At 54.0% G+C, this 20,577-nt stretch carries 20 protein-coding genes; 7 read left to right on the top strand and 13 right to left on the bottom strand.

Annotated features, from left to right (window positions below):
- Positions 1–18 precede the first annotated feature (18 nt).
- The 4 genes from fdhE to fdnG are packed head-to-tail and all read right to left on the bottom strand — an operon-like array spanning position 19 to position 5,542.
- Positions 19–948, bottom strand: coding sequence for a formate dehydrogenase accessory protein FdhE (gene fdhE, locus NMD08_RS24845; protein WP_187254014.1), 930 nt, complete (start codon positions 946–948; stop codon positions 19–21).
- Positions 945–1,580 carry a formate dehydrogenase cytochrome b556 subunit gene (fdoI, locus tag NMD08_RS24840; RefSeq protein WP_003028686.1) on the bottom strand — a complete coding sequence of 212 codons (636 nt, stop codon included), beginning with the start codon at positions 1,578–1,580 and terminating at the stop codon, positions 945–947. Before fdoI ends, fdhE begins: the two co-directional genes overlap by 4 nt.
- On the bottom strand, positions 1,577–2,479 hold the full coding sequence (fdoH, locus tag NMD08_RS24835; protein WP_106107909.1) for a formate dehydrogenase O subunit beta: 903 nt from the start codon (positions 2,477–2,479) through the stop codon (positions 1,577–1,579). The genes fdoI and fdoH overlap by 4 nt, the downstream gene beginning before the upstream one ends.
- Positions 2,480–2,491: 12 nt before the next feature.
- Entirely contained in the window at positions 2,492–5,542 is a 3,051-nt protein-coding gene (gene fdnG / locus NMD08_RS24830) for a formate dehydrogenase-N subunit alpha (protein ID WP_151224153.1), read from the bottom strand.
- A gap of 230 nt (positions 5,543–5,772) precedes the next feature.
- Here fdnG and fdhD point away from each other — a divergent pair, with 230 nt between their 5' ends.
- Both fdhD and NMD08_RS24820 read left to right on the top strand, forming a co-directional pair.
- Positions 5,773–6,573: a formate dehydrogenase accessory sulfurtransferase FdhD gene (gene fdhD / locus NMD08_RS24825; RefSeq protein ID WP_222841103.1), complete on the top strand. Its 801-nt coding sequence runs from the start codon at positions 5,773–5,775 to the stop codon at positions 6,571–6,573.
- 128 nt (positions 6,574–6,701) lie between these two features.
- Complete coding sequence (locus NMD08_RS24820; protein WP_003825262.1) at positions 6,702–6,914, top strand: DUF1471 domain-containing protein; 213 nt, start codon at positions 6,702–6,704, stop codon at positions 6,912–6,914.
- 42 nt (positions 6,915–6,956) lie between these two features.
- On the opposite strand, the gene NMD08_RS24815 is transcribed toward NMD08_RS24820, so the two are convergent.
- Together NMD08_RS24815 and NMD08_RS24810 are read right to left on the bottom strand one after the other, a co-directional pair.
- Positions 6,957–7,280, bottom strand: a complete 324-nt coding sequence (locus NMD08_RS24815; protein ID WP_151218477.1) for an AzlD domain-containing protein — start codon at positions 7,278–7,280, stop codon at positions 6,957–6,959.
- Positions 7,280–7,939 (bottom strand): AzlC family ABC transporter permease, encoded by a 660-nt coding sequence (locus tag NMD08_RS24810; RefSeq protein ID WP_151218416.1) that lies wholly within the window; start codon positions 7,937–7,939, stop codon positions 7,280–7,282. The genes NMD08_RS24815 and NMD08_RS24810 overlap by 1 nt, the downstream gene beginning before the upstream one ends.
- 101 nt (positions 7,940–8,040) lie before the next feature.
- Here NMD08_RS24810 and NMD08_RS24805 point away from each other — a divergent pair, with 101 nt between their 5' ends.
- Entirely contained in the window at positions 8,041–8,589 is a 549-nt protein-coding gene (locus NMD08_RS24805) for a helix-turn-helix domain-containing protein (protein WP_151218417.1), read from the top strand.
- A gap of 57 nt (positions 8,590–8,646) precedes the next feature.
- On the opposite strand, the gene rhaM is transcribed toward NMD08_RS24805, so the two are convergent.
- The 5 genes from rhaM to rhaB are packed head-to-tail and all read right to left on the bottom strand — an operon-like array spanning position 8,647 to position 13,727.
- Entirely contained in the window at positions 8,647–8,961 is a 315-nt protein-coding gene (gene rhaM, locus NMD08_RS24800) for an L-rhamnose mutarotase (RefSeq protein ID WP_187260233.1), read from the bottom strand.
- Entirely contained in the window at positions 8,958–10,106 is a 1,149-nt protein-coding gene (fucO, locus tag NMD08_RS24795; protein WP_286541363.1) for a lactaldehyde reductase, read from the bottom strand. The genes rhaM and fucO overlap by 4 nt, the downstream gene beginning before the upstream one ends.
- Positions 10,107–10,117: 11 nt before the next feature.
- A complete protein-coding gene (gene rhaD / locus NMD08_RS24790; RefSeq protein WP_370619247.1) occupies positions 10,118–10,942 on the bottom strand; it encodes a rhamnulose-1-phosphate aldolase in 825 nt (274 codons plus the stop codon).
- Positions 10,943–11,001: 59 nt separating this feature from the next.
- Positions 11,002–12,261 (bottom strand): L-rhamnose isomerase, encoded by a 1,260-nt coding sequence (gene rhaA / locus NMD08_RS24785; RefSeq protein WP_151218420.1) that lies wholly within the window; start codon positions 12,259–12,261, stop codon positions 11,002–11,004.
- Positions 12,258–13,727: a rhamnulokinase gene (gene rhaB / locus NMD08_RS24780; RefSeq protein ID WP_151218421.1), complete on the bottom strand. Its 1,470-nt coding sequence runs from the start codon at positions 13,725–13,727 to the stop codon at positions 12,258–12,260. The genes rhaA and rhaB overlap by 4 nt, the downstream gene beginning before the upstream one ends.
- A gap of 300 nt (positions 13,728–14,027) precedes the next feature.
- Between rhaB and rhaS the strand changes: the two genes are divergently transcribed.
- Together rhaS and rhaR are read left to right on the top strand one after the other, a co-directional pair.
- Positions 14,028–14,876, top strand: a complete 849-nt coding sequence (gene rhaS / locus NMD08_RS24775; RefSeq protein ID WP_151218422.1) for an HTH-type transcriptional activator RhaS — start codon at positions 14,028–14,030, stop codon at positions 14,874–14,876.
- A 92-nt stretch (positions 14,877–14,968) separates the two neighbouring features.
- A complete protein-coding gene (rhaR, locus tag NMD08_RS24770) occupies positions 14,969–15,817 on the top strand; it encodes an HTH-type transcriptional activator RhaR (RefSeq protein ID WP_151218423.1) in 849 nt (282 codons plus the stop codon).
- Here the strand turns inward: rhaR and rhaT are convergent.
- Both rhaT and NMD08_RS24760 read right to left on the bottom strand, forming a co-directional pair.
- Complete coding sequence (gene rhaT, locus NMD08_RS24765; RefSeq protein WP_151218424.1) at positions 15,814–16,848, bottom strand: L-rhamnose/proton symporter RhaT; 1,035 nt, start codon at positions 16,846–16,848, stop codon at positions 15,814–15,816. The two genes, rhaR and rhaT, sit on opposite strands and share 4 nt — an antisense overlap.
- A gap of 201 nt (positions 16,849–17,049) precedes the next feature.
- Positions 17,050–18,471, bottom strand: a complete 1,422-nt coding sequence (locus tag NMD08_RS24760) for an arabinose isomerase (RefSeq protein ID WP_370619245.1) — start codon at positions 18,469–18,471, stop codon at positions 17,050–17,052.
- A gap of 254 nt (positions 18,472–18,725) precedes the next feature.
- Between NMD08_RS24760 and sodA the strand changes: the two genes are divergently transcribed.
- Positions 18,726–19,346 (top strand): superoxide dismutase [Mn], encoded by a 621-nt coding sequence (gene sodA / locus NMD08_RS24755; protein WP_003840480.1) that lies wholly within the window; start codon positions 18,726–18,728, stop codon positions 19,344–19,346.
- 235 nt (positions 19,347–19,581) lie between these two features.
- Positions 19,582–20,565, top strand: coding sequence for a 2-keto-3-deoxygluconate transporter (gene kdgT, locus NMD08_RS24750; protein ID WP_370619243.1), 984 nt, complete (start codon positions 19,582–19,584; stop codon positions 20,563–20,565).
- The last annotated feature ends 12 nt before the right edge of the window (positions 20,566–20,577 follow it).

Genomic DNA, 20,577 nt, shown 5'->3' with positions numbered 1-20,577 from the left:
CCCGGTAGTGTAAAGACCTTACTCCCCTTCACCCGGGAACAGGAACGGGTTGATGGAACTGCGGGCAAAGCCCTCCTGCTCCATGTGCGCGTCCAGCATCAGTGAAGCGAGATCGTCGGCCACGGCCTCGACTTTCGGGTCTTTTTCCTGATACAGAATCTTCAGGTAAGTCCCGCAGTCACCGCAGCTTTCAGCTTTGATTGCCGCCTGTTCGTTATCCAGTGACCAGTAGTTTAAATCACGGCTCTGCTCGCAGTTGCTGCACTTTACGCGCACTACGTGCCACTCGGTTTCGCACAGGTTGCAGTGCAGATAACGCAGGCCCTGAGTGGTACCGATTTGCACCATGCTGGAGACCGGCATTGAACCACACACCGGGCAGAACTGACGCTGTTCACCGTATTCCGCACGGGCTTTGCCGGGGATCAGGCTCGCCATCTGCGCCCAGTAGAGCGACAGGGCAGCCCAAATGAACGGTGCTTTGTCGCTGCTGACGGAGGCAAAATCAGAGGCAAACAGCGCGCTGGCCATCAGCTCCAGTTCCTGCTCTGAGGCTTTTTCCAGATTCTCGATCACCGCTAACGCGGGACCGCTCATCTCCGGCTTCAGCTCAGCAATCAACGACTGCAGCAGCTTTTGCCAGTGTTTGTCGCGGGGCAGGACGTGGATATCCAATGGCGGTTTGCCCTGATCGTTCGCTTCTTTGATGCGCGCGGTCAGATCCATCTGCAGCGGATGGTCGTACAGCACCACCTCCTGTGCGTGGGCGATCAGCGCAGCAAAGCGCAGGTAATCGCCCAGCGGGTTGTTTTCGGCCAGCTCGCGCAGACGTTCAGCGCGGCGGTTATACAAATTTTTGAGTCTGGGGAATAATAACGGCGGAATCATATCCGCCGTGCGTTTCTCGCTCTTCTCCAGCTCATCTTGCGGGATTATGCGAATACTCATTCAGATGACTTTTCCTGTTTCTGGCGGACTTCACGGTACCAGCGCGGGTGATGTTTCTTCGCCCATGAACTGGTAACCCATCCTTCCACCATCGCGGTAATGGTGCCTTTCACCCAAAGGGCGGCGTAAATGTGCACCATGATAACCACAATTAGCGCTACTGCGGCAAATGAATGCAGCATTAACGCGAATCGGATCACCGGGATTGAGAAAGCAGGCGCAAAATATGGACGCCAGATTACCACTCCGCTCACCAGCAACAGGACCAGGAAGATAATCGCCGCCCAGAATACGCATTTCTGGCCGAAGTTATAACGTCCCGTGTCACCTACTTCCTCGTTGACGACAATCTTACGAATATTCTTCGCCCAAAAGATATCATCCCGATTGATTAGATTGTGGTGCCAGTAACGGAAAAACATGATGATGAACGAGGCAAACATAATCACGCCGACAAATGGGTGCACAATTCGCGCCAGTTGCGGCGTGCCCATGATGTGCATCAGCCAGTTAAAAGACGGGAAGAGAAAGCCCATCCCGCTCACTGCCGCCAGAATGAAACAGAAGGCGGTGATCCAGTGGTTGATGCGTTCCGGCGCCGTGTAGCGCACGATGGTGTCACGTCGTTTCATTTGCGCACCTCGTCTTTTTCTTCATGCAGATTGTCTTCTTCCTCTTCCGCACGGTTTGGACCTACGCCGACGTAGTGGAAGATACTGGCCGCAAATGTCGCTGCAAAGCCAACGGCTGCGAGTGGTTTCCAGATGCCTTTCCAGAATTTCACGGTGGCGCTGATTTCCGGGTTCTCCGGCAGGCCGTGATACAGATTCGGCTTGTCGGCATGGTGCAATACGTACATCACGTGTGTACCGCCAACGCCTGCCGGATCGTACAGACCTGCATTTTCGTAGCCACGGGTTTTCAGCTCCGCCACTCGCTCGCCCGCCAGCGTTTTCATCGATTCTTTGGTACCGAAATGAATCGCGCCGGTTGGGCAGGTTTTCACGCAGGCCGGTTCTTGCCCGACCACGACACGGTCAACGCACAGCGTACATTTATACACGCGGTTGTCTTCCGGATTGAGGCGCGGCACGTCGAACGGACAGCCTGCGATACAGTAGCCACAGCCGATACACTGCTCTGACTGGAAGTCGACGATACCGTTGGCATACTGAATGATTGCGCCTTCAGCCGGACACGCCTTCAGGCAGCCCGGATCGGCACAGTGCATACAGCCATCCTTGCGGATAAGCCACTCCAGTTTGTCGTTTTGTTCCACTTCTGAGAAGCGCATTACCGTCCAGGATTTAGCGGTCAAATCAGCCGGGTTGTCGTACACCCCAACGTTGCTGCCCACTTCATCACGGATGTCGTTCCATTCCGAACAGGCCACCTGACACGCTTTACAGCCGATACAGGTGGTGACGTCGATAAGCTTCGCCACCTCTTCCTGGTGATCCCGCGCCTGAGGCGCGGGGGTGAAACCGTTAGTGGCGGAACGACGAATGATGTCTTGCGATTGATAAGCCATAGGTCGTCTCCGTTACACCTTTTCCACGTTCACGAGGAAGGACTTAAATTCCGGCGTCTGCGTGTTCGCATCACCGACGAATGGCGTTAACGTGTTAGCGATAAAGCCTTTTTTCGCCACACCTTCGTAACCCCAGTGAATCGGAATACCGATGGTGTCGATATCCTGACCGTTAGCCTTCAGCGTGCGAATACGTTTAGTCACCACTGCTTTGGCTTTAATGTAGCCGCGGTTAGAGGAGACTTTGACGGTATCGCCATGAGAGATGCCGAGCTTATTCGCCAGCTTCTCGCCAATTTCCACAAACTGTTCTGGCTGTGCGATGGCATTGAGCAGCGCATGCTTGGTCCAGTAGTGGAAGTGCTCAGTCAGACGATAGGTCGTACCGACGTACGGGAATTTATCCGCTTTACCCAGCGCTTTAGCGTCATCTTTGAAGATACGCGCGGCAGGGTTAGAGATAACGTTCGGATGCAGCGGGTTAGTCCCCAGCGGCGTTTCAAACGGCTCGTAGTGTTCCGGGAACGGACCTTCCGCCATCTTATCGATAGCAAACAGACGTCCCATCCCTTCCGGCTGCATGATGAACGGCCCAACGTTACTGCCCGGTGCGGCGGCGCTGTAGTCTGGAATATCCATCCCGCTCCATTTCGCCCCATCCCATTTCAGGATCTGACGTTTTGGATCCCACGGATTCCCCTGCGGGTCAGCAGACGCGCGGTTATACAGAATGCGGCGGTTGAGCGGCCACGCCCATGCCCAGCCCAGCGTATTGCCAAGACCTGACGGGTCGGCGTTATCGCGACGCGCCATTTGGTTGCCTTCCGGCGTCCAGCTCCCGGCAAAAATCCAGCAGCCGCTGGAAGTGGTACCGTCGTCACGCAGTTGGGCGAACGAGCTAAGCTGTTGGCCTTTCTTAACGATGACTGCACCCGTTGCCGGGTCGGTAATATCGGCCAGCGCTTTACCATTGCTCTCCATCGCCACTTCTTCCGAAGCCGGTTCGTGCGGTGTGGAGTAGTTCCAGGTCATGCTCAGCACCTGTTCCGGGTTCGCACCACCCTGCTCGGCATACATCTTACGCAGGCGCAGGAAGATACCGGCGAGGATTTCACCATCGGTAACGGCAATCCCCGGGGCGTCCGCGCCTTTCCAGTGCCACTGCAACCAGCGACCGGAGTTGACGATAGAACCGTTCTCTTCGGCGAAGCAGGTGGACGGCAGACGGAATACTTCGGTCTGGATTTTCGACGGATCCACATCGTTCGACTCACCGTGGTTCTGCCAGAAGGTCGACGTCTCGGTGTTGAGCGGGTCGATGGTGACCAGGAACTTCAGTTTGGACAGTGAAGCCACAACTTTGTTTTTATTCGGGAACGATGCTACCGGGTTAAAGCCCTGGCAGATATAGCCATTCACTTTGCCCTGATTCATCATCTCGAAGTACTGCAGGACGTCGTACCCTTTATCCCACTTCGGTAGCCAGTCGAAGCCCCAGCTGTTTTCCGCTGTCGCTTTATCGCCAAAGAAGGCCTTCATCATGGAAACGAAGAATTTCGGGTAGTTACCCCAGTAGTTCACCTGACCTTCCAGCAACGGTTTTGGCGTGTTGGCGGCAAGGTAGGTTTGCAGGTCAGTTTGTTTCTCGCTTGGCAGGGTCATATAGCCCGGCAGGCTTTGTGACAGCAGGCCTAAGTCGGTCAGACCCTGAATGTTGGAGTGACCGCGCAGGGCGTTAACACCGCCGCCGGCCATCCCCATGTTGCCAAGCAGCAACTGGATCATCGCCATGGTACGGATGTTCTGTGCACCAACGGAGTGCTGCGTCCAGCCCAGTGCGTACAGGAACGACGCGGTTTTGTCTTTTGCACTGGTTTCTGCGATGTATTCGCACACTTTCAGGAAATCAGCCTTCGGCGTACCGCAGATGTTTTCTACGACATCCGGCGTGTAACGGGAAACGTGCTGTTTCAGCAGGTTCCACACGCAGCGCGGGTGTTGCAGCGTGACATCGCGTTTGGCGAAGCCTTTTTCATCCAGTTCGTAGTTCCAGCTGGTTTTGTCATACTTGCGTTTGTCCGCGTCGTAGCCAGTGAACAGGCCATCTTCGAAACCGTAATCCTCACGTACGATCAGGCTGGCGTTGGTATAGGCTTCCGTGTATTCGCGGTTGAATTTTTCGTTATTCAGCAGGTACAGCAAGACGCCTGACAGGAATGCAATATCAGTACCAGAACGAATCGGAGCATAGAAATCAGCCACCGCTGCGGTTCGCGTAAAGCGCGGATCGACAACAATCAGCTTCGCGCCATTGTGAATTTTGGCTTCCATCGCCCAGCGGAACCCGACCGGGTGAGCTTCAGCGGCGTTACCGCCCATCACCACAACGAGGTTGGCGTTTTTAATGTCGACCCAGTGGTTGGTCATCGCACCGCGACCAAATGTTGGAGCAAGACTTGCTACCGTTGGTCCGTGTCAGACGCGTGCCTGGTTGTCGACCGCGAGCATACCGAGCGCGCGGGAGAATTTTTGCGTTAAATAGCCGGTTTCGTTACTGGAAGCGGAAGCACACAGCATCCCGGTGGAAAGCCAGCGGTTAACGGTTACGCCTTCGGCGTTTTGTGCAACGTAGTTTGCGTCGCGGTCTTCTTTCATCAGCTTAGCGATGCGATCAAATGCCTCATCCCAGCTAATCTGTTGCCACTTATCAGAGCCTGGTGCGCGGTATTCCGGGAATTTCAGGCGACTTTCGGAGTGGATGAAGTCCACAAGTCCTGCCCCTTTCGGGCACAGCGCGCCACGGTTCACCGGGTGATCCGGGTCCCCTTCGATATGGAAGATGGATGCTTTGGCGTTTTTTGCTCCGTCACCGAGACTGTACATTAACAGTCCACAGCCAACGGAACAGTAAGTGCAGGTGTTACGGGTTTCGCGGGTACGCAGCAGTTTATATTGCCGTGTTTCCGCGAGCGCTACGCCGGGTGCAAAGCCCAGTGCCGCTGCCGTGGTGCCTGCCATACCGCCAGCGCAGATCTTAAAGAACTGCCTTCTGCTGACCTGCATGGTTTGCTCCTTGTTTCGACATTGTCACGTTCCCTTCACTTTTCCGTTACTCGAGCGTGAGGGAAGTGGTTGTTATTTTTCTTTGCGGACGGGACCGCAAAGGTCCAGAATTGGGTGAATTTCCCTCCCTCCAGGAGGGGTTTGTAAAGAATACCACAATGTTGGTATGCGTGTTCCAATATGGTTAAAAGAAAGTGAATAAGATTATTCAAGAAAACATCAAAAATGTGATGAGTTTGACAGGATCGCGCCAACTGACCCTCTGGAAACGCGAGGATTTGCTACATTCTCAGCTGGATGTCGTCGCTGAAGAAGTACCGGTTGCGCTGGTTTATAACGGGATTTCGCACGTGGTGATGATGGCATCACCGAAAGATCTTGAGCACTTTGCGATGGGCTTTTCACTTTCTGAAGGCATTATTGAGCGCCCACAGGATATCTACGGGATGGAAGTGGTTCCTTCTTGTAACGGATTAGAAGTGCAGGTTGAGCTGTCCAGCCGTCGTTTTATGGGGTTGAAGGAGCGACGTCGTGCGCTGGCCGGTCGTACCGGTTGTGGCGTTTGCGGCGTTGAACAACTCAATGACATTGGCAAGCCGGTCCAGCCTCTGCCGTTTACCCAGACATTCGATCTGGCACATCTCGATAACGCTTTAAGGCATCTCCCTGATTTCCAGCCTGTTGGGCAACTGACAGGTTGCACGCACGCGGCTGCCTGGGTACAGCCGTCAGGTTATCTGGCGGGCGGACATGAAGATGTTGGGCGCCATGTTGCGCTGGATAAACTGCTGGGACGACGTGCTATCGAAGGGGAAGCCTGGCGACCGGGCGCGGTATTAGTCTCCAGTCGCGCCAGCTACGAGATGGTGCAGAAGTCGGCGATGTGCGGCGTGGAGATTCTGTTTGCTGTGTCTGCCGCGACAACGCTGGCGGTAGAGGTTGCCGAACGCTGTAACCTGACGCTGGTGGGCTTTTGTAAACCGGGCAGGGCAACGATTTATACCCATCCCGAGCGTCTGGTAACAGAATAACAGGTGTTCAATTAATTTGAATAAGACTGGCAACTCCTTCCGCTTTTAGTTGTGTGATGTGAGGGCTATTATTTATCACATCAAGGCACGGTGCCTTACTCAAACAACTAAGTTAAAGGGTTTATATCATGAAAAGCATCAAAACTTTTGTCGCAGTTATCGCTCTGGCTACTTCTTTCGGTTCTTTCGCTGCTCAGACAGTTACCGCGACCGGTTCTACGCTGGAAAGCGCTGAAGCAAAAATTGCCGCTCAGGCTGAACGCGCAGGTGCCAGCGATTACAAAATCACTCAGGCATACACCGGTAACCGTGTGCATATGACCGCAGAATTGCTGAAATAAGAGACCTTTGTATTGTCGAAAGAGCGCCCTGGAGGCGCTTTTTTAGTGTATACCTGCCATTCTTAACAACGCGGTCACCACTGCGGCGGCAACGATCACTACAATCAGCGGCAGCTTACGCCAGGCGAGAAACACCGCAAAAGCCACGCCCAGCACGCGCGCCATGCCAGCAAAGTGTTCGCCTTCGTAAAAGGTGGTCGCCAGCGCAACGGAAAACAGTAATACGGTGGCAGCGTCGGAAAGCAGCGCCTGCGAGCGTTCTGAGAGTGCTAAACGGCTCCCCAGCTTAGTTCCCCCTAAACGCATTAAATAGGTTCCCAGAGATAACACGGCGATACCGACGATAAACAGCGTCATATTGCCCATCATTTTTTCCTCGTCAGTAAGCCAAACAGCGAAAGCAGTACCGGCAAACCCACCGGTGCAAAAGGGACGGCGGCGAGAGACAGCGTGGCACCGCTGCAGGCGCGGATAAGCGTCGTACGGTTTTTAAATGCCGGGACGACTAGCGCCAGCAGAATGGCAGGGAAGACGGCATCCAGACCGATAGTTTCTGGAGCGGGCAGAAGCCTGCCGACGACCGCGCCGACCAGCGTGCCAACAGGCCAGAAAACCGCGACGCCCAGACCGCACAGCCAGTAGGCGGCTTTACGCTGCTCTGGCGTTTTTTGCGACAGGCCAAACACCACGCTTTCGTCGTTCATGATATGGCAGCCGAGGTAGCTGGCGGCACGTTTCCCTACCAGATCGCGCACCGTAACGCCGAACGGCACGTGCCGGGCGTTAACCAGTAAACCGGCAGCCGCAGCCGCCAGTGGATTACCGCCGCTGGCGACGATACCGATAAACATAAACTCGGACGCGCCCGCCAGCACCGTAACAGAGAGCACAAACGGTACCCACAGCGGGAAGCCATAAGCCATCGCCAGCGAGCCGTAAGACATGCCCACAACCCCGACGGCCAGACAGACTAAAAATATCGCTTTTATCGTGTCGCCTTTGAGACTGGAAAAATAATGTTTCATACCGTTTTAGCCGTATCGAACGAGTTTCCATTATAATGAACGCAACAAGTTTGATTTACAAGTCGAACGATTTGTTCGATATAAAGAACGCGGAGTCGTGAATGACCCAACCCATCAGTATGATCGCGAAAAGTCTTGTGCGTGAACGTCAGCGCACCGGTTTATCGCTGGCGGAGATTGCCCGTCGTGCAGGAATTGCAAAATCGACACTCTCGCAATTGGAAGCGGGCAATGGAAATCCTAGCCTGGAAACGTTGTGGTCGCTGTGTGTAGCATTGGATATTCCCTTTGCGCGCCTGCTGGAACCGCAGGAGCAAAAAACGCAGGTGATTCGCCGTGGTGAAGGGACAAAAGTCGTGGCTGAGCAGGCTCATTATCAGGCCATTTTACTGGCGGCCTGCCCACCGGGCGCGCGGCGGGATATCTATCTGCTGCTGACGCAACCGGGCGCGGATCGAATTTCAGAACCACATCCACCGGGATCGGTTGAACATATCATCGTGACGCAGGGTAAGGCGATGGTGGGATTAACGGAATCGCCGGAGGAGCTAGGCGAGGGTGACTATATTTGTTACCCCGCGGACCAGGCGCATATATTTAAAGCGCTGGAGCCCGACACCCAAGCGATTCTGGTTTCTGAGCAGAACTAACTGTTATGTTGAGTTGTGCCGGATGCGGCGCGTTAGCGCCTTATCCGGCCTACAAGACTACTGTAAATAAAATACTTCTTTTAACTCTGCGCTGATCGGGCTGTTGTCTGGGTTGGCCGGCATTACGTCGCGCATATGCTGCCACCAACGCTGGCACACGTCGGTGCTGGCGACGGCATTCCAGCGCTCTTCGGACTCAATCTCAACGGTGGCGAACAGCAGATTGCGCTCTTCGTCGAGATAAATCGCGTAGTGATGGGCGCCGTGTGCTTTCAGCACCGCTTCCAGTTCTGGCCAGATGGGATTGTGCCGACGTTGATATTCAACATGTGCGTCGGCATTCACCTGCATCACAAAGGCCTTGCGGATCATAACGCCTCCAGATACAGCTCGCGAACCTCGTCGCGGCTGGCAGTGCGCGGGTTGCACGGCGCACACGGATCGGCCAACGCTTTATCCAGCCAGCCTTCAATATCTTCTTTCGTCACGCCAAGCGAACTAAAGCCTGCCGGAATGCCAACGCGTTTGCTCAGGGCACGAATCGCATTAATGGCCTCCATGCTTGCCGCTTCATCGCTGATACCGCGCGTATCAACGCCCATCGCCTGCGCCACGCGGGCAAAGCGCGGCACGGCGTTCGGGCGGTTAAAGTTTTCGATTACCGGCAGCAGGATGGCGTTGCAGACGCCGTGCGGCAGATTATGGGTCGCGCCCGGCTGATGTGCCAGTGCATGCACCAGACCCAGGCCAGCGCTATTGAATGCCATCCCCGCCAGATACTGACCAAACGCCATTTGTTCACGGGCTTCAAGGTTATGACCCTCGTCGACCGCTTTCGGTAGCCACAGGTTGATCAGGCGAATCGCTTCCAGCGCGTTGGCGTCGGTGAGCGGATGCGCACCAACGGAAACATAGGCTTCTACCGCATGGGTCAGGGCGTCCATGCCAGTTGCGGCGGTGACGGAAGCCGGGATGTCCAGCATGACGCTGGCGTCATCCACGGCGATATCCGGGATGATATTCGGGTCGATGATCACCTCTTTAACCTTGCGAGCTGAGTCGATAATAACCGCATTACTGGTCATCTCTGCTGCTGTTCCGGCGGTGGTATTGATGGCGACCAGCGGTACGCCAGCATTTTTTACCTTGCCCACGCCGGAATAGGCGGTAGACGGACCGGGGTTGGCGGTCAGGATCTTCACCGCTTTGGCGGTATCGATCGGGCTACCGCCACCGAAAGCGATGATGTAATCACACTCTGCGCCTTGGTATGCCGCAAAGCCTTTCTGCACCAGCGCTTCCGTCGGGTTTGGAAACACCTCATCAAACAGGTGATAAGACATCTGATGTTCATCCAGCGCGGCAAACAGGCTATCCAACAGGCCCAGCTTTACCAGTTGACCATCAGTGACGACCAGCGCTTTACCCCATTGCTTATTCGCCACGAGGTTCACCATATCGGCAATTGCGCCTGCGCCATGCAGGCTAATTTTTGGCAGTGCCAACATAAAGCTCATCACTATTCTCCTTACAATGCCAGTGCGCTTGCCAGCGGCGTCACGCCGAAGCGTTTGCCAAGTGCGATTAGCTCTTCACGCGTTATGGTCTGCTTCATACCGCCCATCGAATAGATTTTGACTAAAACTTCAGCGGACTTCTCTGCGGTATCGATCAAACCGAACGCTTCGTCGAGGGTGGGTCCACTGCCGAACACGCCGTGGAATGGCCACAGCACCAGCGAATGTTTCTGCATTTCTTCAGCGGTGGCCTGACCGATTTCATCTGTACCCGGCACCATCCACGGCAGAATACCGACGCCGTCCGGGAACACCACCAGACACTCGGTGCTGCCTTCCCACAGTTTGCGGGTCATCAGCGCGGTGTTGTTTTCCAGTACGTAGGTCAGGGCGATCAGGTTGGTGGCATGGCAGTGCATGATCACGCGGTCTTTACCATTGGTAGCTTTAATACGTTCGCAATGGGAAAGGAAGTGCGCGGGCAGTTCGGAGGTCGGCACGGCTTCGTGGGTCAGACCCCACAGAATGTGGTAACCCGCGCCATCGCTGTCGATTTTCACCACGCCCAAATTGGCGGCCGGATCGAGCTGGACGTTGCGGAAAAATTTCCCCGAACCGGTGACGATAAATGGTGTGTTCGCCAGCAGCGGCATCGGCTGACTCAGTGCGATATAACGCGGTTTTTCGTGGGAATCGGCGCTAAATGGCGCAATATCTGCCTCATCCAGGCGCAGTGTCAGGTTGCCGCCGTTGCGTTCGTCCCAGCCTTTCAGCCAGGCATCGGAAGTGGCTTTAATCATCCCCTGGACGAACCAGGAAGTGGTAATGTTTTGCATATTTTATACCTGTCTTATTCAATGCCGGATAAAGCGAAGCCGCCATCCGGCAAAAAGGGTTAGCTACGTTTACTCAAAATCTCTTTTTCATAAGCGCGAACGCTGTCCAGCCACTGGCTGCCCGCTGGTGTGTCGTGACGCTGGCAATACATCTCCCAGACGGCCTGCCACGGCAGCGACTTTTGCTCTTCCAGCAGGGCCAGACGTGCGGTGTAGTCGCCGCTGGCTTCGAGCTGACGCAATTGCTCGGTCGGTTCTAACAGCGCGCGCAGCAGCGCTTTTTTCATATTGCGGGTGCCGATCACCCACGCGGCGATGCGGTTAATGGAGGCGTCGAAGAAGTCGAGGCCGATGTGTACGCGGTCAAACAGGTTGTGGCGCACGATCTCGCTGGCAATCGCCTGCGTTTCATCATCCAGCAGCACCACGTGATCGCTGTCCCAACGCACCGGACGGCTGACGTGCAGCAGCAGGCGCGGCACGTACAGCATGGCGGCGGAGATTTTGTCGGAGATCACTTCTGTCGGGTGGAAGTGACCTGCATCCAGGCACAGCGCGGTCTGGCGGCTGGTGGCGTAACCCATGTAGAACTCGTTGGAACCGACGGTATAGCTTTCTGCGCCAATACCAAACAGTTTGCTCTCGACGGCGTCGATGTGGTGCGCCGGGTCGAGTTTCTCGCTGATCACTTCGTCCAGGGCTTCCAGCAGGCGTTGGCGTGGTGCTAAACGGTCAACGGTGATGTCTTTCATGCCGTCCGGGATCCAGATGTTCATCACCGACGGCGTACCCAACTGCTCGCCAAAATACGCCGAGACGCGGCGGCTGGCTTTGCAGTGGTCAATCCAGAACTGGCGAATGGTTTCATCGGCGTGAGCCAGCGTGAAGCCGTCTGCACTCAGCGGGTGCGAGAAGCAGGACGGGTTGAAATCAAGCCCTAACTGGTTCGTTTTCGCCCACTCAACCCAGTTTTTAAAGTGTTCAGGTTTGATTTTGTCGCGGGCGACTGGCGTTTCAGACTCCAGATAGATCGCATGCAAATTCAGACGTTTTGGACCCGGGATCAGGCTCAGCGCCTGCTCCAGATCGGCCCGCAGTTCGGTGGCGTTGCGTGCTTTGCCCGGATAGTTGCCGGTAGCCTGAATACCACCAGTGAGCGAACCTTCCGGATTTTCGAAACCGGCGACATCATCGCCCTGCCAGCAGTGCATGGAGACCGGCAGACGATCGAGTTGGCGCAAGGCCGCCTCGACATCAATGCCTACCGCGGCGAAACGCAGTTTTGCCAGTTCCCAGGCTTGTTCAAGTTGAGTGGTCATGCGCAAAGCTCCTTTGTCTGTCGTAGTGATTGAAACTGCGCCTGGTAGCGGGCAATTTCACTTTCAGGATTGGGAATGAAGGTGGTCAGGTCGTAGTTGGCGCTCACCACCTGACGGAAATCATCGACGTTGTTAAGCTCGTCCAGCGTCATCAACTGGATGCCAATATTGCCGAGCGTGGAGGCCTCAATTGGCCCGGACATCACGCGTATACCGCAGGCATCCGCGCACAGCTGGTTCAGCAAGGCGTTCTGACAGCCGCCACCCACGATGTGCAGTTGGCTAAATGCTGCGCCACGCAGCGTTGCAAGTTCTTGCAGGATGTCGGCGTACAGCAATGCCAGGCTGTCGAAGATACAGCGTGCCAGTTCGGCATTTTGTTGGGGAACGGGCTGACCTGATTCACGACAGGCCGCCTGAATTTCCGCGCTCATATCGTCGGGATTGATAAAGCGATCGTCGTTTGGGTTTATCAGGAACTGACAGGCCGGCAGCGCTTGCGTTTGGGCGATAAGTGCTGGCAGGTCTGTAATCTGACGCTCTTTTAAAACGCGCTGGAGCAACCACAGTCCCATGATATTTTTCAGTACGCGGTAGCGCCCTTCCGCGCCCCCTTCGTTGGTAATGTTCGCCGCCAACGCCGCATCGTTGGTATACGGTGTTCTGCTCTCGAAGCCCATCAGCGACCAGGTACCGGATGAGAGATACGCACTATTTTCATCGGCCAGCGGCGATGCGATGACCGCGCTGGCAGTGTCGTGACTGGCGACGGCTACGACCGGAATTTGGTTTTTCTGCGGGCAAATCCAGTGGCCAATTATGTTCCCCGGGTGTGTTGGACGCCCAAACCAGGCTTTGTCTGCCCCGGTCCATGCCAGCAGCGTGTCATCCCAGTCGTCGGTGTTGATATTGACTAACTGGGTGGTGGTGGCGTTGGTGTATTCCCAGTTCATTTTGCCGGTCAGGCGGAAGCTGAAGTAGTCGGGGATTAGCAGAGCATGTGCTATCTGCGGGAGCAGTTCCGGCTGCTGTTCGACCAGCGCACGCAGTTGATACAAGGTGTTAAAGGGCAGAAACTGAATGCCGCTGCGACGGTAGATTTCGCCTTTTCCGGGCTGCGCCATCGCCTGTGACATAATGCCGGTCGTGCGACTGTCGCGATAGGAAACTGGCAGGCCGATGCGCTGACCGTTTTTATCAATCAGAACGTAATCCACGCCCCATGTATCGATGCCGATACTGTCAATGAGAATGCCTTCATCGCAGACTTTCTTCAGCCCCAGACGAATGTCGTTTTCCAGGCTGTCGATATCCCAGGTGTCAAAACCCTCTGTTTTTTGCAGGCAGTTAACGAAGCGATGGATTTCACGCAGCGTCAGAGTGCGGTGGTCACTGTCGTAACGCGCCAGCATTACGCGTCCACTGGATGCGCCCAGATCGACAGCGACACAATGGCGAAAAGTCATAGCGAGATCCTTCTGAGTTTTATTGCACTCAGTCTAAGAACCCCTGAAAAGGCGTACCTTCTTGTTAGTGACAGCCACAATAATCGGCTGGCAGCGTGGCAAAGGTGAACGTGATGCTGTTCACAGTTTCCGCTAATAGTGTGTATTTGGGTGGATGTGACGCCTTCCGCATTTCCCGATCTTTCCCGCCATTTCTTGAAGAATTAACCCTGTTTACGCACTTTGGCGTCAAAAATTTAAGGTGAGGGTAGTAACCCTTAATTACTATTCAGCCATATTCGTTAATCAGGGGGAGCTGTCATGACCGTACTGCATTGCGTGGATTTTTTTCCGACAGGTAAAGCGACAGTGGCTATTGAACCACGGCTTCCCCAACCCGCGTTTCCCGAGCATCATCATGATTTTCATGAAATTGTGGTGGTCGAACATGGTACGGGGATCCATGTGTTTAACGGACAGCCTTACACCATTAGCGGCGGAACGGTGTGTTTCGTTCGCGATCATGACAGGCATTTATACGAACATACTGACAATCTGTGTCTGACCAATGTTCTGTATCGTTCCCCGGAGGCGTTTCAATTTCTGGCTGGGCTGAATCAGCTTTTGCCTCAGGAACAAAATGGGCAGTATCCCTCCCATTGGCGCGTAAATCAGAATGTATTGCAGCAGGTTCGTCATCTGGTGGGGCAGATGGAAGCGCTTGGCGAGGGAATGGATACGCCGACGGCGGCAAATCGCGAGATTCTGTTTATGCAGTTGCTGGTACTGCTGCGTAAAACCAGTCTGATGGAAACGGCGACTGATAACGATGCACGGCTTAACCTTCTGATGGCATGGCTGGAAGATAACTTTGCCGACGAGGTGTGTTGGGAAGCGCTGGCGGAGAAGTTTTCGCTCTCTTTACGCACTTTACACCGTCAGCTTAAACAACAAACAGGGTTGACGCCGCAACGCTACCTTAACCGTTTGCGGCTGATTAAAGCCAGGCATCTGCTACGTCACAGTGATGACAGCGTGACAGATATCGCTTATCTCTGCGGTTTCGGCGACAGTAACCACTTTTCGACGCTGTTTCGCCGTGAGTTCGAGTGGTCGCCGCGCGATATTCGTCAAGGGCGTGATCTTATCGCGGGCGACAGCCTCCAGTAACGCGAAAGCTATCAACGTTTTTTACCGTCAGTTTGCTGATAATCATAGCCTTTCATGCCAGATGGCGGGTGCGTTCAGGTTGAGGTTATGTGATGGCGAATCAGCTAATCCTTTTGAAATCAGACTTTTTTGCGCATGAGCAGCAGGCTGTCGCCGTGGCCGATCGTTATCCGCAGGATGCCTTCGCTGAGCATACTCACGAGTTTTGCGAGCTGGTGCTGGTTTGGCGCGGCAATGGTCTGCATGTCCTTAACGATCGCCCGTATCGGATAACCCGTGGCGATCTTTTTTACATTCGTGCCGAGGATAAACACTCATACACTTCCGTTAACGACCTTGTGTTGCAAAATATCATCTACTGCCCGGAGCGGCTGACACTAAATGTTGACTGGCAAGCTGCGATCCCCGGATTTAACGGTACGCCGAGGCAGCCGCACTGGCGGCTAGGCAGCGTTGGTATGACACAGGCCCGGCATGTGATCAGCCAGCTTGAGCATGAAAGTAATCAGCGTGATGCGCAGGCTTTTACCATGGCGGAGTTGCTGTTCGGACAACTGGTCACGCACCTTAAACGCCATCGTTATGCCACGGATACGCTCCCGGCGACCTCGAGTGAAACGCTGCTGGATAAACTGATAACCGCGTTAGCCGGCAGCCATGAACATGCCTTTGAACTGGGTAAATTTTGCGAGCGCGAGCAGTGCAGCGAGCGGGTTTTACGCCAGCAGTTTCGTAGCCAGACTGGGATGACCATCAATCAGTATCTGCGCCAGGTACGGGTCTGCCATGCTCAGTATCTGCTCAAACATAGCCGGTTGATGATTAGCGAGATTTCCATGCGCTGCGGTTTTGAGGACAGTAACTACTTTTCGGTGGTATTCACGCGGGAAACCGGGATGACGCCGAGTCAGTGGCGTCATCTCAGCACCCAACATGATTAGCTGGCCATTCCCAGTCCAACAATATTTGCCGCGATAATAATCACCACGCAGCCAAGGCTTAGTACGCTGACTGGGCGTCTCCCGGCATTGCTCCACTCTTTCATGATCAGGCCCACGATACCACCGCACAGGACGTAGAAGCTCATGTGCAGCATCCAGCTCATATAGTCATACTGTGCCGGAATTTTGGCGTGGCCCCAGGCGTAAAAGAAGAACTGGAGGTACCACATCAGACCAGCAAGCGCCGAGAACAGGATATTGCTGATAATCAGCGGTTTTGCTAACGAGAAGTCGGCCTTTACTGACAGGTTTTTCATTTTTGCCAGGCGAATGAAGCAGTATCCCAGATTGATCACTGCACCACCGCCCATGATGACCACATAGCTTGGCAGGGCGACATACAGCGGATCGATACCGAGCGCAGCAGCGGCTTCGTGCATTGGTTTAGCCGCATCCATGGCAAAGGACATCCCGGCGGAGAAAAAGCCGCACATCACCGCCAGTATTAGACCTTTTTTCAGATTGAACTCTTCGGCTTTGATGCCCATCTTGCGCTCTTTTAACTGTCCGGCACGGGTTACAATTGCCACGCCGATCAGGGCGACCAGCACGCCGAGCAATGTCATACGTCCTCCAGGCGTGCCGATGAGTACGCCAAATTTACCGGCTATGATTGGCGTCATTAAGGTGCCAACAATGAGCGTAATGCCGATGGCGATCCCTATCCCCATCGACATACCGAGATAGCGCATAGTCAGGCCATAGTTGATATTACCAATCCCCCACATGGCACCGAACAAAAACACCGGCAGCAGTGTGGATGCGCTGAATGAACTGTAATAGGCCCAGAAGTCCGGCAGCAGGATCGCGCTGACGAGCCAGGGAAGGATCAGCCATGATACAAAACCGCCTATGGACCACATGGTTTCCCAGGACCAGTGTTGTACCTTTTTAAAGGGGGCGTAGAAACAAGCGGCACTAGCGGCACCAATAAGATGCCATATTATCCCCATCGTAATTGCATTACCCATTCTGTTTCCTTTTGAATTATCGATTTGACAGGATGAAAATCACCGTTTTGATGTTCAAAAGTTTAAAGAGTGAGCAATAAACTAACCTTCAGCATGCTGCCGCGTGATAAGTAATGCTGGCAAAATTCACGGGATGAAAGGGATATTGATCACAAATGCAGTTCCGCCCCTCTTTTTTGAGAAGGGCGGAAATATTGAGGGTTAGCAGATTCTTACTGCCTGAATACCCATTAGCCAGGCGAGTTTTTCCAGTGCCTCGCCATGGTGTCCCAGGCCAATGCTGCAATGATGAGCTGGACCGCCCATGCACCATTGCGTGGTGAACTCGCGAGCCGATAACTGGAAGCGATAGCGGCTGTTGGTGTTGCCAATATCCAGAACTTCACCTGCCACTGCTTCACCTTCGGCATACTGTAAACGTACCCCGTTTTCGACATCTTCAATTACCGAAAGAAAGGTTACCGGGCCAGGTTTCACGGTCATCTGGATAGACACGCCTTTACCGGGTTTACCATGATAAACTGGCAGCGGAACCAGACTCACCGGACCATCCGCCATCAACGGGTGTGCCGGACCATCATGTCCCCACAAAACAACATCATCTTTAAATTCAATACCGTAAGGTTCTGAGAATGAACCGCCAGCACTCAGAAGTTGCTGAATTTTCATCGCCAGCACATTTTTGATTTCATATTCTCCCGCTACAGGAATACCACGATGAGTGAGTAGCGTGTTGCCGAGAATTATTGAGGTGATGATGTTCTCGTAAGCATTGCCGTTACGACCTTCGTAGTAATAGGCTAATGCACCGAGTTTATTCTGAGCGATCAGTTTATCCATGGCGCAGGCAGTGGTGAGTGCGCGATCAAGCTCTGCAGGTTCGCATGTCGCATCCAACTGAAGGACACGGTGCATTTCCTGTTGTTTGGCGTTGAGGTCTGCCTCGCTGACCTGCTCGCGATATTCCGCCAGCTCACACATCTCCAGTGGCTTAAAGCGTACGCCCATTTTCGCGGATAAGTTCGTCATATTGCTGTAAACGTCCACCATACCGTCATAATAGTGTCCGAGTACGCCAACCTGACAATTTGCCAGCATTTGACGAGCGTTAAGGGCCTGTAGCCACTGCGCCGTTTGTTGCCAGACGTACTCATCGCCCTGTAATGCACCCACAATAAGTTGAAAACGGATATTCGCGCGGTTAAAGACGTTCGCCAGTTCGGGAGCGCTGCAGGCCTGACAGTGCGCCAGCCATTCTCCAGTACGACCGCCCCGATCGGGAATCTGACGGATTTTTGAATAGGGCAATCCTGGTTCTGGCTGTAGGGCCAGAATAATGACCGGTTTATTGATACTTTGCACCAGGGGTAGCACCGTTGAGCTGAGCGCGTAGGTGCTGATGTAAAGGCAGACCGCATCGACCGGCTGATGCTGCAACCGTCTGGTAAGGGCATCGGCTTTATCGACGTTATCAATCAGGCCGCCATTAATCACGGTGGCTTGTTGCGCCGTCAGACGCTCATCAATTGCTTGCAGATAGCCCTGAAGACGTGACTCCAGGCCTGTAAACTGGGGCCAGTATGTGTCGAGGCCGATACCAAAAAGGGCGATGTTGACAGACATAGCAATATTTCCTTGTGAGATAATTCTCAGACTATGTCGTGCTTTATCTCCCATGTCCTTCATGTCGCTGCCTGTTTTCTAGCCAATTGGCAAAATCTGCCTGATTCTCCCGGTAATGCTCACACTTTTACCTCATAATAGCCATGTAAAAAGTACGGCATTGATAATCATTTTCAATATCATTTAATTAACTATAATGACCCAACTGCTTACGCGGCGTTAACACTGGCCGCCCGACAATACTGGAGATGATTATGAGTTATACACTGCCATCCCTGCCGTACGCTTATGATGCCCTTGAACCGCACTTCGATAAGCAGACGATGGAAATCCACCATACCAAACACCACCAGGCTTATGTTAACAACGCGAACGCTGCGCTGGAAAGCCTGCCAGAATTCGCCAGCCTGTCCGCTGAAGAACTGATCACCAAACTGGATCAACTGCCAGCAGACAAGAAAACCGTACTGCGTAACAACGCGGGTGGTCACGCTAACCACAGCCTGTTCTGGAAAGGCCTGAAAACCGGTACTACGCTGCAGGGTGACCTGAAAGCGGCTATCGAACGTGATTTCGGCTCCGTGGACAACTTCAAAGCTGAATTTGAAAAAGCTGCGGCAACCCGTTTTGGCTCCGGCTGGGCGTGGCTGGTGCTGAAAGGTGACAAACTGGCTGTTGTTTCCACTGCTAACCAGGATTCCCCGCTGATGGGTGAAGCAATCTCTGGCGCTTCCGGCTTCCCGATTGTGGGCCTGGACGTTTGGGAACACGCTTACTACCTGAAATTCCAGAACCGTCGCCCGGACTACATCAAAGAGTTCTGGAACGTGGTGAACTGGGACGAAGCTGCTGCACGTTTCGCCGCGAAAAAATAAGTCCGACGCGTTAATTAAGCCCCTGCAAGCAATGCTTGTGGGGGTTTTTTTGTGATCAAAATCAATATAAAAACAACGATCCATTTAAAATGAAACAATGTTTTATTGTGCGAGTGGGATCACTTTTATAGTCTCTGCGAATGTCTATCTTCTTTTCATCAAGACGGCGCATCTCAAAAGCACTATGCAGCCGCCCATAAAGATTGCGCCATTTTTATGTCTACAGGTGATGGAAATGCAGATTAAACGTACGATAGAGAAAATCCCAGGCGGTATGATGCTGGTGCCGCTGTTTCTGGGTGCGTTATGTCACACCTTCTCCCCCGGAGCCGGGAAATACTTCGGCTCCTTTACCAACGGCATGATCACCGGTACGGTGCCGATTTTGGCGGTGTGGTTCTTTTGCATGGGTGCGTCGATTAAGTTAAGCGCCACTGGCACCGTGCTGCGTAAGTCCGGCACGTTAGTGATAACCAAGATTCTGGTGGCGTGGGTGGTTGCGGCGATTGCCTCACGCATTCTGCCGGAACATGGCGTGGAGGTTGGATTCTTCGCCGGACTTTCCACGCTGGCGCTGGTGGCGGCCATGGATATGACCAACGGTGGGCTGTATGCCTCGATTATGCAGCAGTACGGCACCAAAGAAGAGGCCGGGGCGTTTGTCCTGATGTCGCTGGAGTCTGGCCCGTTGATGACGATGGTGATTCTGGGAACTGCCGGGATCGCTTCGTTTGAACCGCACGTGTTTGTGGGTGCCGTATTACCGTTTTTGATCGGCTTTGCACTGGGGAATCTGGACCCTGAGCTGCGGGAGTTCTTCAGCAAAGCGGTGCAGACGTTGATCCCTTTCTTCGCCTTCGCATTAGGTAACACTATTGATTTGAACGTGATTGCACAGACCGGCGTACTGGGGATTCTGCTGGGCGTGGCGGTGATTATCATCACCGGCATTCCATTGATTATCGCTGATAAACTGATCGGCGGCGGCGATGGAACGGCGGGGATTGCGGCTTCCAGCTCTGCGGGGGCAGCGGTCGCCACGCCGGTACTGATTGCGGAAATGGTCCCAGCGTTTAAACCCATGGCGCCGGCGGCAACCTCTCTGGTGGCGACGTCAGTGATTGTAACCTCCATCCTCGTGCCGATTATCACTTCTATCTGGTCAAAAAGAGCCAAAGCCAGAGCGGTGGCAATCGATATGCGCAGCGCGGTGAAGTAACGTGATTATGCC

This window comes from Citrobacter meridianamericanus, assembly GCF_041320245.1.
GTDB lineage: Bacteria > Pseudomonadota > Gammaproteobacteria > Enterobacterales > Enterobacteriaceae > Citrobacter > Citrobacter meridianamericanus.
This window is presented reverse-complemented; position numbering and strand designations above follow the sequence as displayed.

What these genes read in the sequence shown, in the direction of transcription:
- NMD08_RS24760 (WP_370619245.1), bottom strand. Translation starts at nt 18,471, where the DNA reads ATGTCTGTCAACATCGCCCTTTTTGGTATCGGCCTCGACACATACTGG.
- NMD08_RS24805 (WP_151218417.1), top strand. Translation starts at nt 8,041, where the DNA reads ATGACCCAACCCATCAGTATGATCGCGAAAAGTCTTGTGCGTGAACGT.
- rhaR (WP_151218423.1), top strand. Translation starts at nt 14,969, where the DNA reads ATGGCGAATCAGCTAATCCTTTTGAAATCAGACTTTTTTGCGCATGAG.
- fdoI (WP_003028686.1), bottom strand. Translation starts at nt 1,580, where the DNA reads ATGAAACGACGTGACACCATCGTGCGCTACACGGCGCCGGAACGCATC.
- rhaT (WP_151218424.1), bottom strand. Translation starts at nt 16,848, where the DNA reads ATGGGTAATGCAATTACGATGGGGATAATATGGCATCTTATTGGTGCC.
- rhaS (WP_151218422.1), top strand. Translation starts at nt 14,028, where the DNA reads ATGACCGTACTGCATTGCGTGGATTTTTTTCCGACAGGTAAAGCGACA.
- fdoH (WP_106107909.1), bottom strand. Translation starts at nt 2,479, where the DNA reads ATGGCTTATCAATCGCAAGACATCATTCGTCGTTCCGCCACTAACGGT.
- rhaB (WP_151218421.1), bottom strand. Translation starts at nt 13,727, where the DNA reads ATGACTTTTCGCCATTGTGTCGCTGTCGATCTGGGCGCATCCAGTGGA.
- rhaM (WP_187260233.1), bottom strand. Translation starts at nt 8,961, where the DNA reads ATGATCCGCAAGGCCTTTGTGATGCAGGTGAATGCCGACGCACATGTT.
- fdhE (WP_187254014.1), bottom strand. Translation starts at nt 948, where the DNA reads ATGAGTATTCGCATAATCCCGCAAGATGAGCTGGAGAAGAGCGAGAAA.
- fucO (WP_286541363.1), bottom strand. Translation starts at nt 10,106, where the DNA reads ATGAGCTTTATGTTGGCACTGCCAAAAATTAGCCTGCATGGCGCAGGC.
- kdgT (WP_370619243.1), top strand. Translation starts at nt 19,582, where the DNA reads ATGCAGATTAAACGTACGATAGAGAAAATCCCAGGCGGTATGATGCTG.
- fdhD (WP_222841103.1), top strand. Translation starts at nt 5,773, where the DNA reads ATGAGTTTGACAGGATCGCGCCAACTGACCCTCTGGAAACGCGAGGAT.
- sodA (WP_003840480.1), top strand. Translation starts at nt 18,726, where the DNA reads ATGAGTTATACACTGCCATCCCTGCCGTACGCTTATGATGCCCTTGAA.
- rhaD (WP_370619247.1), bottom strand. Translation starts at nt 10,942, where the DNA reads ATGCAAAACATTACCACTTCCTGGTTCGTCCAGGGGATGATTAAAGCC.
- NMD08_RS24815 (WP_151218477.1), bottom strand. Translation starts at nt 7,280, where the DNA reads ATGGGCAATATGACGCTGTTTATCGTCGGTATCGCCGTGTTATCTCTG.
- NMD08_RS24820 (WP_003825262.1), top strand. Translation starts at nt 6,702, where the DNA reads ATGAAAAGCATCAAAACTTTTGTCGCAGTTATCGCTCTGGCTACTTCT.
- NMD08_RS24810 (WP_151218416.1), bottom strand. Translation starts at nt 7,939, where the DNA reads ATGAAACATTATTTTTCCAGTCTCAAAGGCGACACGATAAAAGCGATA.
- rhaA (WP_151218420.1), bottom strand. Translation starts at nt 12,261, where the DNA reads ATGACCACTCAACTTGAACAAGCCTGGGAACTGGCAAAACTGCGTTTC.